This is a genomic window from Variovorax sp. VNK109, from assembly GCF_049445855.1.
Lineage (GTDB): Bacteria > Pseudomonadota > Gammaproteobacteria > Burkholderiales > Burkholderiaceae_C > JAGOCV01.
The window spans coordinates 1-16,184 of the sequence record NZ_JBMSDV010000010.1 but is presented as its reverse complement, the minus strand read 5'-3'; the positions used below and the strand labels follow the sequence as shown (position 1 = coordinate 16,184).

Annotated in this window: 15 protein-coding genes and 1 pseudogene; 6 read left to right on the top strand and 10 right to left on the bottom strand. The window is 65.6% G+C overall.

What is annotated here, in order from left to right; translation table 11 throughout:
• Positions 1–639 precede the first annotated feature (639 nt).
• From ACO2Q9_RS20575 to ACO2Q9_RS20555, 5 genes are read right to left on the bottom strand one after another with little or no spacing between them, the layout of a single operon-like run.
• The gene (locus ACO2Q9_RS20575; RefSeq protein WP_423314209.1) at positions 640–1,131 is read right to left on the bottom strand and encodes a tripartite tricarboxylate transporter substrate-binding protein; all 492 of its coding nucleotides are present in this window, start codon (positions 1,129–1,131) and stop codon (positions 640–642) included.
• Between the two features lie 40 nt (positions 1,132–1,171).
• Positions 1,172–1,528, bottom strand: a complete 357-nt coding sequence (locus ACO2Q9_RS20570; protein WP_423314207.1) for a nitrate reductase associated protein — start codon at positions 1,526–1,528, stop codon at positions 1,172–1,174.
• Positions 1,525–2,460: a dimethyl sulfoxide reductase anchor subunit family protein gene (locus ACO2Q9_RS20565; protein ID WP_423314206.1), complete on the bottom strand. Its 936-nt coding sequence runs from the start codon at positions 2,458–2,460 to the stop codon at positions 1,525–1,527. Before ACO2Q9_RS20565 ends, ACO2Q9_RS20570 begins: the two co-directional genes overlap by 4 nt.
• Position 2,461: 1 nt before the next feature.
• Positions 2,462–3,220 (bottom strand): 4Fe-4S dicluster domain-containing protein, encoded by a 759-nt coding sequence (locus ACO2Q9_RS20560; protein WP_423314204.1) that lies wholly within the window; start codon positions 3,218–3,220, stop codon positions 2,462–2,464.
• The gene (locus ACO2Q9_RS20555; protein WP_423314202.1) at positions 3,217–6,102 is read right to left on the bottom strand and encodes a molybdopterin-dependent oxidoreductase; all 2,886 of its coding nucleotides are present in this window, start codon (positions 6,100–6,102) and stop codon (positions 3,217–3,219) included. Before ACO2Q9_RS20555 ends, ACO2Q9_RS20560 begins: the two co-directional genes overlap by 4 nt.
• Before the next feature lie 54 nt (positions 6,103–6,156).
• On the opposite strand from ACO2Q9_RS20555, the gene ACO2Q9_RS20550 reads away from it, so the two are divergent.
• Positions 6,157–7,062: a LysR family transcriptional regulator gene (locus ACO2Q9_RS20550; protein ID WP_423314200.1), complete on the top strand. Its 906-nt coding sequence runs from the start codon at positions 6,157–6,159 to the stop codon at positions 7,060–7,062.
• Positions 7,063–7,101: 39 nt separating this feature from the next.
• On the opposite strand, the gene ACO2Q9_RS20545 is transcribed toward ACO2Q9_RS20550, so the two are convergent.
• On the bottom strand, positions 7,102–8,073 hold the full coding sequence (locus tag ACO2Q9_RS20545) for a PDR/VanB family oxidoreductase (RefSeq protein ID WP_423314198.1): 972 nt from the start codon (positions 8,071–8,073) through the stop codon (positions 7,102–7,104).
• Positions 8,074–8,324: 251 nt separating this feature from the next.
• Here ACO2Q9_RS20545 and ACO2Q9_RS20540 point away from each other — a divergent pair, with 251 nt between their 5' ends.
• The 4 genes from ACO2Q9_RS20540 to ACO2Q9_RS20525 all read left to right on the top strand — a co-directional run bounded on the left by ACO2Q9_RS20540 (position 8,325) and on the right by ACO2Q9_RS20525 (position 11,847).
• Positions 8,325–9,098 carry an IclR family transcriptional regulator gene (locus tag ACO2Q9_RS20540; protein ID WP_423314196.1) on the top strand — a complete coding sequence of 258 codons (774 nt, stop codon included), beginning with the start codon at positions 8,325–8,327 and terminating at the stop codon, positions 9,096–9,098.
• An 81-nt stretch (positions 9,099–9,179) separates the two neighbouring features.
• The gene (locus ACO2Q9_RS20535) at positions 9,180–10,163 is read left to right on the top strand and encodes a Bug family tripartite tricarboxylate transporter substrate binding protein (protein WP_423314194.1); all 984 of its coding nucleotides are present in this window, start codon (positions 9,180–9,182) and stop codon (positions 10,161–10,163) included.
• Between the two features lie 5 nt (positions 10,164–10,168).
• The gene (locus ACO2Q9_RS20530) at positions 10,169–11,380 is read left to right on the top strand and encodes an aromatic ring-hydroxylating oxygenase subunit alpha (RefSeq protein WP_423314192.1); all 1,212 of its coding nucleotides are present in this window, start codon (positions 10,169–10,171) and stop codon (positions 11,378–11,380) included.
• A complete protein-coding gene (locus ACO2Q9_RS20525; RefSeq protein WP_423314190.1) occupies positions 11,377–11,847 on the top strand; it encodes a nuclear transport factor 2 family protein in 471 nt (156 codons plus the stop codon). The genes ACO2Q9_RS20530 and ACO2Q9_RS20525 overlap by 4 nt, the downstream gene beginning before the upstream one ends.
• 637 nt (positions 11,848–12,484) lie before the next feature.
• Here the strand turns inward: ACO2Q9_RS20525 and ACO2Q9_RS20520 are convergent.
• Together ACO2Q9_RS20520 and ACO2Q9_RS20515 are read right to left on the bottom strand one after the other, a co-directional pair.
• Positions 12,485–12,652, bottom strand: coding sequence for a hypothetical protein (locus ACO2Q9_RS20520; RefSeq protein ID WP_423314189.1), 168 nt, complete (start codon positions 12,650–12,652; stop codon positions 12,485–12,487).
• 599 nt (positions 12,653–13,251) lie between these two features.
• A complete protein-coding gene (locus ACO2Q9_RS20515; protein WP_423314187.1) occupies positions 13,252–14,223 on the bottom strand; it encodes an IS5 family transposase in 972 nt (323 codons plus the stop codon).
• Between the two features lie 73 nt (positions 14,224–14,296).
• Between ACO2Q9_RS20515 and ACO2Q9_RS20510 the strand changes: the two genes are divergently transcribed.
• Positions 14,297–14,494: a response regulator gene (locus ACO2Q9_RS20510; protein WP_423314186.1), complete on the top strand. Its 198-nt coding sequence runs from the start codon at positions 14,297–14,299 to the stop codon at positions 14,492–14,494.
• On the opposite strand, the pseudogene ACO2Q9_RS20505 reads toward ACO2Q9_RS20510, so the two are convergent.
• Together ACO2Q9_RS20505 and ACO2Q9_RS20500 are read right to left on the bottom strand one after the other, a co-directional pair.
• Positions 14,491–14,778: pseudogene (locus ACO2Q9_RS20505) on the bottom strand (IS3 family transposase); the annotation flags it as partial. The gene ACO2Q9_RS20510 and the pseudogene ACO2Q9_RS20505 overlap by 4 nt on opposite strands.
• A 7-nt stretch (positions 14,779–14,785) precedes the next feature.
• Positions 14,786–16,162 carry an IS30 family transposase gene (locus ACO2Q9_RS20500; RefSeq protein WP_423314211.1) on the bottom strand — a complete coding sequence of 459 codons (1,377 nt, stop codon included), beginning with the start codon at positions 16,160–16,162 and terminating at the stop codon, positions 14,786–14,788.
• Positions 16,163–16,184 lie beyond the last annotated feature (22 nt).

Genomic DNA, 16,184 nt, shown 5'->3' with positions numbered 1-16,184 from the left:
CCAGCGCCGGTAACTGTGCGTGGTCACGCCCTCGCGCTGGCAGAACGTGCTGACAGGCTCCCCGCTGGACGCATGCCGCCGCAGCAGCTCCTGCCATGCCTCGCTGCCCAGACGCCGTCGCTTGATGCCTTCCATTTCGCCTGCTCCTTGACCGTTGTCGATGCAGGCATTCTGGGCAGCGGCGGATCGGAAGGGAAGGACGCCGCTGGCTTACCGCTTACGCTCATGCGCAAGTGGCGCGTGGTTCCTCACCCTGCGTACTTTCTCGGGTGGTCGCGGACCTCGTGCCGCCTATGTAGTCAAGCTGTTTTCCCGCGAAATGAGCTGGGTAGCGGGACCGGCACGGCGCCCCAGACTGCCACAGACCTCCTCCAGAAAGGGGAGCTCGTTCGCTCTTTAGATAAGAAGGGGGGAGGGCGTGGGGTGGGCAACTCGCAGAGTTGTCCACGCCTTCAAGCCCGGGGGGAAGGCTTTCCCCCGGAACGCCCCAGCACGGCCGGACGCCCGGCTTAGCGGGTGCTACGACGACCGGTCCTGCTGGCTCCGCGGGACTCCTAACCGACGGCGGTCATCTTTTCCGCAGCGCGAACCAACTGGGACGGCTTCCTCTGGAGTGCTCGGGCGATTGCAGCAATCCAGTCAAGAGCGGGAGCAGTCCGTCCTCGCTCCACAAGGCTGATGTAATTGTGACCGTCCGCCAGGCTGCGGAAGCCGAGCGACTGGTTCGCCACGAGGATGGTGTCGAGCAGCAGGATGCCGCCCAAAGGGCGGAAGTCGGCGACGGGTCGTAGCGCGTCTTCTTGACCCCTGCGGCGCGACCACCATGGTGCTGCTGTTGCCCATCAGCAGGGTTGCACCATCGGGCGAAGCCCCCGCCACGAAACTGGCAGCGATCTCGCCGGCCGCGCCAGGCTTGTTCACGACGATCGTCGGGGTGGCCTTGGCCGTGGAGAGGAACTCGGCCATGGCGCGCGCGCCGATGTCGACGGCGCCCCCGGCGGCCTGCGGCACCACGATGGTGGTGACGCCCCGGGCCGCGTCTGGGCACGCGCCGGGGCGACGGCCAGCGCCGCCACCCCGGCGGCGCACGGGCGTGCGGGCATCGGATTGCAAGGCAGTTGTGATTTGCATGTGGGCATTCTGGGTGGCGCGGCCGCCAACGGAATCCGGCTTACATGAACGGGGCGTTCGGCGGACCCGAATGCAGCGCCGGGGCCGCTGCGCGCGGGCGCGCGAGCCGCCCGGCAAGGTAGCACTCATAGGAGCCGATCAGCGCCGTATCCCGACCCGCCTGCAGGGTGGCGTCGGGTACCAGGTCCAGCAGCAGCCGGCGGAACGGCTCGCCCGCGGCGCACGCCAGCAAGGCCGCGCGTGCGGCCGGCGCGATCGCTTGCCATTGCGCCAGGCGGAGCCGGCAACCGATGACGTCCAGCTTGTAGCGCACTGCCAGCGGGAGCCAGACCAGCGCGTGCACCTCGGGCGCCTCGAACTCCAGCACCCGGTCGGGCACGGCGGGGGACGGCGTCATGACACGACCTGGTAGTAGAGGTTCTGCGGATGGCGGGCCTGGGCGAAGAAGAACCAGCGCTCGGCGAGCAGTCCTGCCGACTGCACCGGCAGCGCCACCAGCCACCAGCCAGTGCCCGCGCCCAGCATCGCCATGCACACCAGCACCAGCGGCGCGGCGAATGCGAGCAGCTGGAAGCCGACGCGGGTGCGGCGCACCGCTTGCAGCGACGCCCGGTGGAAGAACTCGCGGGTGTTGAACGAGCCGCCCGTCATGCCCATGGCGCGCTGCACCAGCTGCGGGTTGTGGATACCGGTGGCGCTTTGCAGCGTGGAGCGTGGCTTCAGCGCCGCGTTGCGGCGCAATGCCAGGGCGCGGCCCAGCCATGCCGCAAGCGTCGCGGCGACGGTCCAGCCGCTCAGTGCCCCGACGAACTCGCGCTGCCCGGCCAGCACGCCGGCGGCGCCCGCCAGCACCAGCCCGGACGACAGGCCGATCAAGGTGTAGTTGACGACCGTCAGCGGATGGGCCCATTCCTGGATGAAGCGCAGGCAGGCGTAGATCATCGCCGTGCACAGCCACAGCAGCAGCGACAGGGCGATGGCGAGCACCGGCAGCACCCGGAGCACGAGCACATCGGGCGCGCCCGCCAGGGCGGCGACCGCCCACGCGCCCACCAGCCCGATGAAGGCCGGCAGCACGATCACCTCGCGCGACATCCAGGAGGTGCGCCACATCAGCGCGGCCCGCCAGGCCCGCATCCGGTGTCCCAGGTGGAAGAAGGAAGCCACCAGCGCCGCCACCAGCAGGACCGTGGCCGCTGCCAGCAAGCCCCCTACGAAGGCGCGGCCCAGGTCCGCGCCGGCCAGGCAGGCCACGGCAAGGGCCACCACCAGTCCCTGGGCGGAGCCCGCCATGGTGGTGAAGAGAATGATCGACCAGGCGGGATTCATCTCAGGCCTCCTGCGTCCCGGCGCACAGGGCCGCCAGGGTGGGCTTCAGTGCGTCGACGGTCGCCGGGCGCTCCGTGGCCGCGCTCCCGGCGCCGCGGCCGCCCGCTACCGCCGCCGTCCGCACGCGCGGCAGGTACTGGTTCGCCGGCTGCGTGCCCCATTCGGGCATCAGCTGGTAGCCGCCGCGCTCGCGGATCGCCTGCGAGACCTCGGAGTCCGGGTCCTTCACGTCGCCGAACAGCCGCGCGCCGGTCGGGCAGGCTTTCACGCAGGCCGGCTTGCGGTCCTGCGGCGGCAAGTGTTCGTCGTAGACGCGGTCGACGCAGAGCGTGCACTTGGTCATCACCTTGCGTTCCTCGTCGAACTCGCGGGCACCGTAGGGGCACGCCCAGGCGCAGTACTTGCAGCCGATGCACTTGTCGTAGTCGACCAGCACGATGCCGTCCTCGGCGCGCTTGTAGCTCGCCCCGGTGGGGCAGACGGGCACGCAGGGGGGCTCCTCGCAGTGCAGGCAGCTCTTGGGAAAATGGATGGTCTCGGTCACCGGGAAGGCGCCGGCCTCGTAGGTCTGCACGCGGTTGAAGAAGGTGCCCGTGGGCTGCGCGCCACGGGTGTTCAGGTCCGTCAGCGGGCCCGCGGCGCCCGAGGTGTTCCACTCCTTGCACGAAGTGACGCACGCGTGGCAGCCGACGCACACGTTGAGGTCGATGACGAGCGCCAGCTGCCTGGCCAGCGTGTCGGCGGGTTGGATTGCATTCATCGGGGACTTCCTTGTCGTTCAGCGGGGGCGGCGACCACGTGCAGCGTCGCGGCCTGCGGCAATGTCTCGGTGGGCTCGGCCGGTTCGGCGGGCCGGATGCGCACCCGCACGTCGTACCAGCCGGCCTGGCCGGTGATAGGGTCGGAGTTGCTGATCCTGCGGTCGCCGTCCGGCAACTCCTCGGTGATCAGGTGGTTCAGCAGGAAGCCCAGGCGCGATTCGTTGGCCGCCGGGGCCAGCTGCCAGGCGCCGCTGGCCTTGCCGATCGCGTTCCAGGTCCAGACCGTGTTGGGTTCCACCGCCTCGCTGTAGCGGACCATGCAGCGAACCCGGCCCCACTTGCTTTCCACCCAGCACCAGCCGCCGTCCGCGATGCCGGCGGCGCCGGCGGTGAGCGGATTGACGTGCAGGTAGTTGTGGCTGTGGATCTGACGCAGCCAGGCGTTCTGCGAGTCCCACGAGTGGTACATCGCCATCGGTCGCTGGGTGATCGCCGCCAAGGGGAACGCCTCGGTGTCGGTGCAGGCGTCTTCCAGCGGCGGGTACCAGAAGGGCAAGGGATCGAAGTACTGCTCGATGCGCGCGCGCAGCCGCTCGGGCGGCTGGCGGCCCCGGGTCTTGCCTTGCGCCGCGAGCCGGAAGCTTTGCAACGTGTCGGAATAGATGGCGAGCTGCACCGGATCGTTTCTCTGCCGCCAGCCCTTGTCCTTGGCGAAGTCGAGGTAGGGCTGGTTCCAGTTGCGCATGAACTGCTGGTCGGCCGGCATGTGGTACTGGAACACGCAGTTGTTCTTGGCGTACATCTCCCACTGGTTGGGATTCGGCTCGCCGCGCAGGTGGTCCTGCCCATCCTTGCCCCGCCACCCCATGAGGAAGCCGACACCCGGCTGCGCCTGGAAGTTGACGACGAAGTCCGGGTAGTCCTTGAACTTGCGGCTGCCGTCCTCCCGCGTGAAGGCGGGGAACTTCAGGCGCGAAGCGAGCTCGATCAGCACCTCCTGGAACGGCTTGCACTGGCCGCTGGGCGGCACCACCGGTACCCGCACCGAATCGACCGGGCCGTCGAACTCGGAGATCGGCCGGTCCAGCATGCTCATGACGTCGTGGCGTTCAAGGTAGGTGGTATCCGGCAGCACCAGGTCGGCGAAAGCGACCATCTCGCTCTGGAAGGCGTCGCACACCACCAGGAAGGGGATCTTGTACTCGCCGGTCTCGTCCTTCTGGTTGAGCATCTCGCGCACGCCCATGGTGTTCATCGTGGAGTTCCACGCCATGTTCGCCATGAAGATCAGGAGCGTGTCGATGCGGTAGGGATCGCCGCGCGTCGCGTTGGTGATCACGTTGTGCATCATTCCGTGGGCCGACAGCGGATGCTCCCAGGAGAACGCGTGGTCGATGCGCAGCGGCGTGCCGTCGGGGTGCACCGCCAGCTCCTCGGGGCTGGCGGGAAACCCGAGCGGCGCCGCGTTCAGCGGCGTGTTGGGCTGCACGAGGCCGGGGTCGTTGAAGGCGCGATAGTTCGGGACGATGTGCCGCGGATAGGGCGCCTTGTGCCGGAAGCCCCCCGGCGCATCGATCGTGCCCAGCACGCTCATGAGGATCGCCAGCGAGCGCACGGTCTGGAAGCCGTTGGAGTGGGCCGCCAGCCCGCGCATGGCATGGAAGGCCACCGGTCGCCCCTGGGTCGTCGGGTGCTTCTTGCCCCAGGCGTCGGTCCAGGGGATCGGCAGTTCGAAGGCTTGGTGCAGGGCCGTCTCGCCGAGCTCGCGGGCCAGTTCGCGGATGCGCGCGGCCGGGATGCCGGTGATGCCTTCGGCCCACTCGGGAGTAGTGTCGGCCACGCGCTCGCGCAGCAGCTGGAAGGAAGGAGCGACCCGCGTTCCGTCCGGCAGCGTGAAGTGGCCCTCGAGCGCCAGCATGCGGCCATCTTCGACGCCTTGCGGGTAGGCGGCCACCGGGCCGCCGCTGGCCAGGTCCCACGCCAGCTTGTTGTGCGGATTGCGCCCGTCCCCTGGCGGACCCGCAGCGGGATCGAACGCGAACAGGCCCTCGCGTTCGCCCTCGTCCAGCACCACCAGTTGCGGCGCATTGGTGTAGCGCTGCAGGAACGGGCGGTCGACCAGGCCGGTGCCGATCAACTCGTGCAGCAGCGCCATGAACAGCGCGCCGTCGGTCCCCGGGCGGATCGGGATCCATTCGTCGGCGATCGCGGAATACCCGGTGCGCACCGGGTTGATGGAAATGAAGCGGCCGCCCGCGCGCTTGAACTGGCCGAGCGCGATCTTCATCGGGTTGCTGTGGTGGTCTTCGGCCGTGCCGATCATCACGAACAGCTTGGCCCGCTCGAGGTCCGGGCCGCCGAACTCCCAGAAGCTGCCGCCCACCGTGTAGATCATGCCCGCCGCCATGTTCACCGAGCAGAAGCCGCCGTGCGCGGCGTAGTTCGGCGTGCCGAACTGGCGCGCGAACAGCCCGGTGAGCGCCTGCATCTGGTCGCGTCCGGTGAACAGCGCGAATTTCTTCGGATCGGTGGCGCGCAGGTGCCCCAGGCGCTGCGACAGCAGGTCGAAGGCGCGCTCCCAGGAGATCGGCTCGAACTCGCCGGCCCCGCGGTCGCTTCCCGGCTTGCGCAGCAGCGGCTGCATCAGGCGAGCCGGTGAGGCCTGCTTCATGATGCCGGAGCTGCCCTTGGCGCAGATCACTCCCTTGTTGAGGGGGTGATCCGGATTGCCGTCGATGTAGCGGACTTCGCCATCGCGCAGGTGCACGCGGATGCCGCACCGACAGGCGCACATGTAGCACGTGGTGGTCTTGACCTCGGTCTCGGCGGTCTTGCTGGCCGTGGGGTCGTGCAGGGGAGCACCGGAGAGGAACTTGAACATGACCCCATCGTAGAATTTGCTTATATCCGGGTAAAGCGAATAATTGCGATCTCCATGACCGATAAAACCGATCAGCGCGCGCGCCTGACCCTGTCGCAGCTGGAGGTCTTCGCGTCCATCGCGCGCAGCGGGTCGATGCGCGCGGCGGCCGGGCGCGTGGCGCGGTCGCAATCCGCGGCCAGCAGCGCACTGGCGGAACTGGAATCCGCGCTCGGCGCGCAGGTGTTCGACCGGGTCGGGCGCAGGCTGGTGCTCAACGAGAACGGCCGCGCCCTGCTGCCCAAGGCCACCGGGATCGTCGAACAGGCGCTGGAAGCCGAATCGCTGTTCAAGGAAGCGCACGCGGCCCCCCTGCGGATCGCCGCCAGCTACACGATCGGCGAGTACCTGCTGCCCGACCTGATCGTGGACTGGAAGCGGCGCCATCCGGCGGCGCGGGTGCGGCTGGACATTTCGAACACCCGCGACGTGCTCGAGGCCCTCGCGGCTTTCCGGGTCGACATCGGCTTCATGGAGGGGGAGCACACCCACCCCGACCTCCTGGTGCGCCGGTGGCGCACCGACGAGATCGTGGTCGTGGCCGCGCGCAACCACCCGTTGGCGGCCCGGCGCGCCACCCTGCGCAAGCTGTCGGAAGCCAGCTGGATCCTGCGCGAGCCTGGCTCCGGGACCCGTGAGGCTTCCGACCGCTGGCTGATCCCGCACCTGTCCGACGTGGACGTCGGGATGGAACTCGGCAGCAACGAGGCAGTCAAGCGCGCGGTCGCCTCGGGCCTGGGCCTGGGCTGCCTGTCGCGGCACGCAGTCGCGGGCGCCGTGGATCGCGGCTGGCTGGTGGAACTCGCCACTACGCTGCCGCCGAAGCGCCGCACGCTCTCCGTGGTAGTGCACAGGGCCAGGCATCTCGGGACCGCCTCCCGCACCTTCCTGGAACATTGCCTCGCCAGCGGCACGGCCTAGCCCTTGCCGGCCCGCCCGGGCCACCGGGCTGGACCGACCTTACAGGTCGAGTACCAGCAGCGGCGTCCTGGCACGCGAGCAGCAAGGGGTGAACTGGTCATTCGCAGCCTGTTCCTGGGGTGTGAAGTACATGTCGCGGTGATCTGGAATACCCTCCAGCACGCGCGTGACGCAGGTGCCGCAGACACCCTGCTCGCATGAGGTCACCACCCCCACACCTGCTGCGTTCAGGGCCTGCGAGACGCTCTGGTCGGCCCGCACGGGGATCACCCGGCCCGAGCTGGCGAGCTTGACGCTGAAGCTGCCATCGTCCTGCCGCGGGGCGGCTGCATCTGACGCGAAGAACTCGTAGTGCAATTGGTCCTCGGGCCAACCGCGCTCACGCGCACTGCGCAGGACGGCGTCCATGAAACCCTTTGGCCCGCAGACATACACATGCACCCCCGGTTCTGGCGTCTGCAGCAGCGCTGGGATGTCGAGCTTCTGCTCCTGCGAGCCGTCATCGAAATGGAAGCACACGCGCGAAGCAAACCCTGATTGCTCGATGCGCGAGCGGAACGCCGCGCGCTCCGGAGAGCGGGCGCAGTAATGCATCTCGAAATCGGCGCCCAGGCTGGCAAGCCGCTCCGCCATGCAGAGGACCGGTGTCACACCGATCCCGCCCGCAACCAGCAGGTGGCGACGGGCACCGCTGGCCAGATGGAAGTGGTTGCGCGGCACGCTGATGTGGATCGTGTCGCCTGGATGCAGCTGCTCGTGCATCGCCGCTGAGCCGCCGCGGCCCTTCGCGTCCTTCAGGACGGCGATCAGGTAGCGATGATTCTCTGACGGGTCGTTGCACAGGGAATACTGTCTCGTAAAACCGCCGATGTGCACGTCGATGTGCGAGCCGGCGGAGAACGCCGGCAGCGACGGCGCGTGAACCGCCCTCAGTTCGAAGGCGCAGATGTCAAGCGCCTCCTGGGTTTTCGCCGTGATACGGACGGTCAACTCACCGGATGATGTGCTCATGCTGTCTCGCGCGAGTCAAAATGCCGCCTCGTAGCGCAGGCGAACGGTGGCCGCGCAATTGTCGCTGGGGGCGCGTAGTCGTGATGCGTCGTCACAGTTGTCGGTCTTGCTTTAGATGGTCCGCAGTATGGACAAACCCGGGCCGGATGCCCGCATCCCACTACACTGCCGATCCCCGACAGCGTACGCATTACGCGCCCGGAGCGTATCCGCGGTACTGCCTACACTGTCCACAGAATGAACACCGGCTAATGAGCGCAACCAACAAGGCAGCACCCGGCAAGACGAAAGGTCGCGAAAGCGAATCCGTGCGCTCCGTCGAGCGCGCGGTCGACGTGCTATTCAGCTTTAATCAAGACCAGCCTGTGCTCGACCTGCCCGCCCTGCAGGAGCGCACGGGATTGTCGCGACCGACCCTATACCGCCTCCTTCGAACGCTCGAGGCGAAAGGGCTTATCTATTCGTTCGGTTCGCCGCTGCGCTTCCAACTCGGTCCCAGGTTCGGTCTCCTGGCCCAGTCGTGGACACCGGCACCTGCGCTGGTGGCGTTGGCGACCGGGCCGCTCGAACGGCTTTGGCAGGAGACGCAGGAGACGGTGGGACTGATGATGCCAATTTCGCCCACCCATCGCATGTGCGTCTTCGAGCACAAGAGCCCGCAACCCCTCTCTCTCAGCCGCGGCATGGGCTATTCCGAACCTCTCTACCGGGGCGCGAGTGGAAAGGTCTTGCTCGCCCACATGCAGCCCGAGCAACGCCGCGCCGCGCTCGCGCTCGCTTCGCGGCGCGACCGTGAACTTGCGCTGAAGGAAATCGCAGCCGTGCTCGCCGATGGGGTGCTTGTAACTCACAGCGAATTGATCGCGGGGTCGGTGGCCGTGGCTACCCCTGTCATCGCCCGCACCGGGGAGGCTGTGGCGGCCGTGTGCATCTTCGGTTCCGGGCTGCGCCTGCGCGGTCCCCTGCTGCGCGAGTGCCAGCGCGAAGCTATCCGTACGGCGCGAGAGATTTCAATGTTTCTTTGAACTCTGATTGGCGTCCATAGAGCGGACACTTACCGGGAAATCCTCGACTGGTCCGCTCGGTGTGCGCACTAAGATCGGATCATGACTACCTCCTCATCACCCAACCGTGTGCGCCGCGCGATGGGGCTCGGATTTGCCGCCTCTCTGATTGGGGCACCCGCCTTCGCGCAACGTTGGACCCCTACCAAGACGGTCCGCATCGTCGTTCCCGCCTCAGGCGGCACAGTGGATCTCGTCGCACGCCTCGTTGCGCCACGGCTCCAGGAGATGTGGGGGCAACCCGTCATCGCCGAGCCCCGGCCGGGCGCGTCAGGCAATATTGCCGCGGCGCTCGTCGCGAAGGCGCCGGGAGATGGCCACACATTGCTGGTCGGATTCAACCCGCTCGTCATTAGTACGTTCCTTTCCAAGAACCTGCAATACGACATCAAGGAGCTCGCGCCAGTCACCCTCGGAGTCACCTCCGAACAGGTGCTGGTGGTGAATCCCGACCTGCCCGTCAACACGCTTGGCGAATTCGTGGCACTTGCGAAAAAGCCGGACTCGCGTCTCAACTACGGCTCGATCGGCACTGGCAGTGCCTCACACCTGACCATGGAGCTTTTTAAGTCACGCGCGGGCATCGACGTCAGGCACATCCCATACAAGGGCGCGGGTCCGGCGCTGACCGACCTGCTCGGCAAGCAGACGAGCGCCGGCGTGTTTGCCTCGGCCAACGTGCTTCCCTATGTGAAGGACGGCAAGCTGAAAGCGCTGGCGATCACCGGCGGGAAGCGCCTCAAGTCCCTGCCCGGTGTTCCGTCCATGGCCGAAGCGGGTTTCCCGAATTTGGAAGCGCCGGTCTGGATCGGCTTCCTCGCGCCGGCGACGACACCGGCGCCCATCGTCCGCAAGATCCAGGAAGATATCGCGAAGGCGCTGCGCTCGCCCAGCGCACAAGGCAGCATCGCCGCCGCCGAGTTCGACATCGTCGCGAACACGCCTGAAGACTTCGGCCGCTTTCTCCAGCGTGAGGCCACGACATGGGCCCGCGTGGCGCAGCAAGCCGACGTGAAACCGGAGTAACCCCCATGAATCCTGGCCACATCCCGCCGTCTCTGCCGCCCACGCACTATCTCGACAATCGCATCTTCACGGACCCCGCGATCTTCCGCGCGGAGCAGGAGAACATCTTCGCGAAGACCTGGCAGTTCGTCTGCCATGAAAGCGAGCTCGCGAAAGCCGGCGACTTCCGTTGCACACAGGTAGCCGGTAAGCCCATCGTCGTGGTGCGCGACGAAGCGGGCGCCGTGCGCTCGTTCTACAACGTATGCCGCCACCGCGCCGCCGAAGTCGTGCGTACGGAATCGGGCAATGCGCGCTCGTTCACGTGCTTCTATCATCACTGGAACTATGGGCTAGACGGTCAACTGCGTGCCGTGGCCAAGCCCGAAGGCTATGAAGCAGTTGGTCTGGACAAGACGAAGCTCGGTCTCGTCCCAGTTCGCGCCGAGTTGGTGTTCGGCTTCGTGTTCGTCAACCTGGACGACCAGGCCGAGCCGCTCGTCCAATTCCTCGGGGACGTCCTTGAGCCGCTACGACAGCCACTCGGCGATGCGCCACTGGAGGTCTTCCACTTTCACAAGGCCATCGTCAAGACCAACTGGAAGCTTTGGCAGGACAACAACAGCGAGCGATACCACAGCATGCTGCACGCCATTAACCGGCAAACGCAGCCGTGGGTGCTGGGGAAGACGAGCCCGATGCGGCTGCGGCTCTTTCCGCACGGCCACAGTGGCTACTGGTCTGACGGACAGGCCACTGTCGCCTACGAACGCGGCGGCTACGACAACATCACGGGCGGCACGCTCCCCGGGCTGCAGGACAACGAAATGCGGGTGGTCAACTTTTTCCCCGATTTGATGGTGAACATCCGCTCTAACGTCGTCCGCGTGGATCGCATGATTCCGCTGGATGAGCAGAGCGTGCTCATCGAATGGCGCGGCATCGGATTAAAAGGCGACGACGAGGCAACGCGCGAAGTGCGCCAGCGCCACCACAACATGTTCTGGGGCCCGGCGGGGCGGAACTTGCCGGAGGATCTGCTCGCTGTCGAATCGCAGTACCGCTCGATGAAGGCCGATGCCGTGCGCTACAGCATCCTCGCGCGCGAAGAAAACTTGAATCCGACAGACGACGCCAACTTGCGCGCCTACTATCAGGAGTGGGAGCGCCTGATGGGCCGGCCCGCAAGCGCACCCTACGGCTCGTCCGCAAGTCCCACGGCGGAGGTCACGGCATGACGGGGGCTCTCGACCACGACATTGCGGCCGTGCAGCGTATCGTCCTGCAGACCGCGTGGCTCCTCGATGACGAAAAGCTTGCGGACTGGATCGCGCTCTTCGATGCCGATGGCGCTTATGAGATCACCTCTTATAGCCCTGAACTGCAACGCTGGACACCTTGGTGGTCGCAGCCGTTGGAACTTCTGCGCAAGACGGTGAGTGAGGTCCCCCGCCACGTACGCGACCCGGCCAAACGCCTCCACGTGCTCTCCCTCCCAATGGTCGAGGTGAGCGGCGATGCAGCGCGAAGCGAAACGCCCTTCGCGCTCTACCGTACGCTGCCGACCGGTGAGAGCAGCCTGTACATGGTCGGGACGTATCACGACGACCTGCGGCGCTTCGGGGACGGCTCGTGGCGTTACGTCCGGCACTGCGCTCGCGCCCACACGCGCATGCTGGACGCGTTCACGCACTTGCCCGTCTGAGCGCCAGTCAGGCCAAGTTGTATTCTTGGCGTACAAGCTACATAGAGGATCGCTTGCATCTTCGGAGGCAAGAACCAGTGGGCATCGGTCCGTGCGATCGCGCCCGCGCAATTCGGGCAGATCGCGAACTACGAGCGCCGGTTCACGATCACGATACATCGCAGTAAAACCGTCGAGGAATTGGCCAACGCCGGCACCCCGTACGAGTTCGATCCGAAGTGGGTCGCGATCGCGAATAGCCGCGAGTGGAACCATCCCGTCTTCATCGACGACTGGGTGCTCCCGCAGGGCGCCTACGGCGACGGCTGCGGACCAACATAATCAACGGGGGCGAACTGCCCCGAAGGAGTGAACATGCGCGTCCTTTGAGCGCGGCGTGCCCGCCACCCAACAGTCGGACGGCTGGGAAAACGGCACGTTTCAGAAATGCGGCGGCGGTACCTATGCGCACACGATCCAGACGCACGTGCTGGTGCCGCACACGTTGGCCCGGACGACAGGCCGGAAGACGAACGCTGAAAAGCGGGAGCCAGAAAGTGGAAGAGGGGCAGCGCCGACAGGTGCTGCCCCTTTTCTCGTTGAGTAGGTTGATCCGCAGCACGTCCAGAAATGGAAGACCACGCACGCGGGTTGAGGATCACTGCGCCAGGAACGAGGACACCTTGCGGCGGATCGAATCCAGGCGGGCCGTGTCGCTCATCGTCGCACCGCCACGCTGGTTCCGGTAGAACCACTGCGCGTCGGACAACGAGACGCCCGCTTTCGCCAGAAGGGCAGGGCCCTTGGGGCAATTGATAGCATGCATGGGACTCTCCTATCTGAAACCGGGCACATCGCCCTGTCTGCGCTCTCTTTGGAAAGCGCACACAGGACGATGTGTTCCGGCCCGCAAGGAAGGCCCCAGCAGCCAAGGCTGGCAGCGCGGCGCGTTGGAGAGTCCTACGAAGCTCCCGAGGGAGCTTGGATGTGGACAGCGCTGCTTCGCCAGGTCGGCCGCCACACGAGGGTGGACGGCCTACAAAGGTTGCGTGTTGTTCAATGCAGTCACGAGGACTGCGGATGACGCAAGCGTCAAACGAGTCTCAAGGATAGCACGCGCAAACTCGAATGCTCTCAGTGGACAACGGCGGAGACCCCGCTTAACACGCCGGTGTTAAACGAGTCTCCCTAGGTCGCTCGGTGTCGTTTCGGCTCCTACGTGTAAAGGAGCTTCAACGTTATGCGGACACATCGATGTGTGCACAGACGGCTCGCGCTAAGGCTACGCTGAAATAGCCCCTGTTTTCCCCGGTCGCTCACTTTCCTTATCTCGCATTGTGGGAGTCCGCGCTTTCGGCCCCGTTTCGGGCTCTTTTCATGCCCCTTCAAGGGGGGTTCGAAGGCCTCGCGGCCCCCTTATCGCCCCTACGGGCGGACTTTGGCCAGCAACAGCCCTCGGCTCATGTAGATGTTGGCCAGCGCGAGCATCGTGAACGCCCGCGTGGCGTTCTTGTGCAGGCCGCGATAGCGCACCTTGCTGAAGCCCCACTGCCGCTTGATCACCGCGAAGACGTGCTCGACGCGGGCGCGCACCTTGGACTTCTTGCGGTTGCGGGCGCGCTCGATCTCATCGGCCACGCCATTGACCTTGCGCACCCGCTGGTTGGTGCAGTCCTTGGCCGCCGGCGCCTTGCTGGCGATCAGCTCCTCCTGTCTCGCGTAGGCGCTGTCGCCATAGACCTTGAGCTCATCGCCGTGCAGCAGATCGGGCAGCGGGTGCTTGTCGTGCACGTTGGCGGCCGTGACCACCGCGCTGTGAGCCACGCCCCAGTGGCTGTCCACGCCGATGTGCAGCTTCATGCCGAAGTGCCACTGGTTGCCCTTCTTGGTCTGGTGCATCTCCGGGTCGCGCTGCCCATCGGCGTTCTTGGTGGAGCTTGGCGCAGCGATGATGGTGGCGTCCACGATGGTGCCGGTGCCCACCTTCATCCCGCGGGCCTGCAGCACCTCGCCCACCTTGGCGAACAGATGCTTGCCCAGATCCTTGTCCTCCAGCAGCCGGCGGAACTTCAACAGCGTGGTGCCATCGGGCGCCCGCTCGCGGCCGAGGTCGATGCCCACGAAGTGGCACAGGCTGGGCATGTCGTACAGCGCGTCCTCGCAGGCCTCGTCAGCCAGGTTGAACCAGTGCTGCACGAACAGCATGCGCAACATGCGCTCAAGCCCGATCGGAGGGCGCCCGCCCAGGCCCTTGGCGTAGTGCGGTTGCACCACCGCGCACAGCTCGGCCCAGGGGATGATCCGATCCATCATCTGCAGGAACTCGTCGCGCCGGGTGCGCCGGCGGTATGGCTCGAAACCAGCATCGGAGGCCACGGCGAGGGTCATTTGCTTCATACTTCCATCAACGCGCGAGAGGGCGGATTGGTGGACTTTTTCAGCGTAGCCCTAACTCACATACATTGCGGCTATGTCGCCGAAGTGCATACGCGTTGGGATCGCCGACGACGACGAGTTCGTCCGCATCCTTCTAACGGGGGCGCTCGGAAAGTCCGCACAAGTTCGCGTTGTTGCCGCGGTCGAGAACGGAGAAGAAGCGGTGGAGTTGGCCAGCTCGGGCCAGATCGACGTGCTCCTGCTCGATGTTGAATCGCCCCCACTTCTCTAGACACTCGCGAGCGTGTTGAAGTACCGCCGCTCGAACTCCACCGGCGAGAGCCGGTTGTTGTTGCCGTGGCGGCGTTTGGGGTTATAGAACATCTCGATGTAGTCGAACACGTCCCGGCGAGCGTCTTCGCGGGTCGTGTAGATCTTTCTCCGGATCCTTTCGCGCTTCAAGAGCTGGAAGAAGCTCTCGGCCACGGCGTTGTCATGGCAGTTGCCCCGCCGGCTCATGCTGGGCACCAAGGCATGCTCCTTCAGGAAGTCCTGCCAGTCGTAGCTGGCGAATTGGGCGGATTCAACCGGTCGTCGCAACACTGGGTTGTTGACTGGATTTTAGGTACTCATTCAAAGCTTCGGCTGGCGTCCTCCAGCCTAGTGTTTTTCGGGGCCTGGTGTTCAGCGCATTGGCAACGGCATGGATCTCCTGGTCGCTCCATCGGGACAGGTCGGTGCCTTTGGCGAAGTACTGCCGCAGGAGGCCATTCGTGTTTTCGTTCGTGCCGCGCTGCCATGGGCTACGGGGATCAGCGAAGAAGACTTTCACTCCCGACTCAATCGTGAACCGGGCATGGTCCGATAGCTCTTTGCCTCGGTCCCAAGTCAACGATTGCTTCAGATGGGCCGGTAGGGTCGTCACGGTCTTCTTAAGCGCATTGGCCATGGTCACGGCTCCATAGCCTCCCAGCGCGGGGCCATTTTTCGTTCGCGGCACTAGTCCATAGCCGCTCTCTCGAGGGAGGTGCACGAGCATTGTGAACCGGCTTGATCGCTCGACCAGCGTGCCGATCGCGGAGCGGTTCAAGCCAATGATCAGATCACCCTCCCAATGTCCTGGAACGGCGCGATCATCCGCCTCTGCGGAGCGACTGGAGATCATCACATCCTCGCTCACGTGTGCCCATGACTTGGCTTGTGCCCTGCCTCGAGGTACGCGCAACGCTCGCCCGGTACGCAGGCAGTGCACCAACTCGCGCTTGAGAGCGCCACGACCCTGGATATAGAGCGCTTGGTAGATGGCTTCATGAGAGATACGCATGGAGTTGTCATCCGGGAAGTCGACGTGCAGCCGGTTGGCAATCTGTTCGGGCGACCAGCCATTGACCCATTTTCGGTCGCCTCGATGAGGTTTGTTGCGACCCTGGAACGGTGCCTGTCGAGGGCCGGCAACCTCACGGCCAGCAGCATCATGAATCTTGCCTTCCAAGCGGTCTTGGACGTAGTGGTGCAGTTGCTGGTTCGTCACTAGCTTCGCCGGCTTCGGCCTTCTGGCAACCAGCTCTGACTTCCACTGCGCAACAGACGGCCGATATTCGAGCTTGCCTCCGCGAGTTGCAGCATTGCGTTTCAGCTCTCGTGAGACTGTAGAAGGGCTTCTCCCAATGCGGCGGGCGATCTCCCGCACACCAACGTCCTGGGCTCGCAGAAGTCCAATCTCTTCGCGCTCCGCAAATGATAAATATCTTCCGGAAACAGGTTTGTACATGAACAATGGCATGCCGCCACGATGCCGGAACCAGCGCGAGCCGACAGCTGACGATACGCCCACCGCTTCGGCAGCCCTCTCGCTTGTGCACCCGGTTGCGATCTGCTTCCAGAACCGCCGCTCCATCTCACGCCGAAGCGACGGTGCACCTGGCGAGCGCATCGCCCCTCGCCCCGTCAGCTTCAACATCCACCCTGCAGGTCGTCCCATA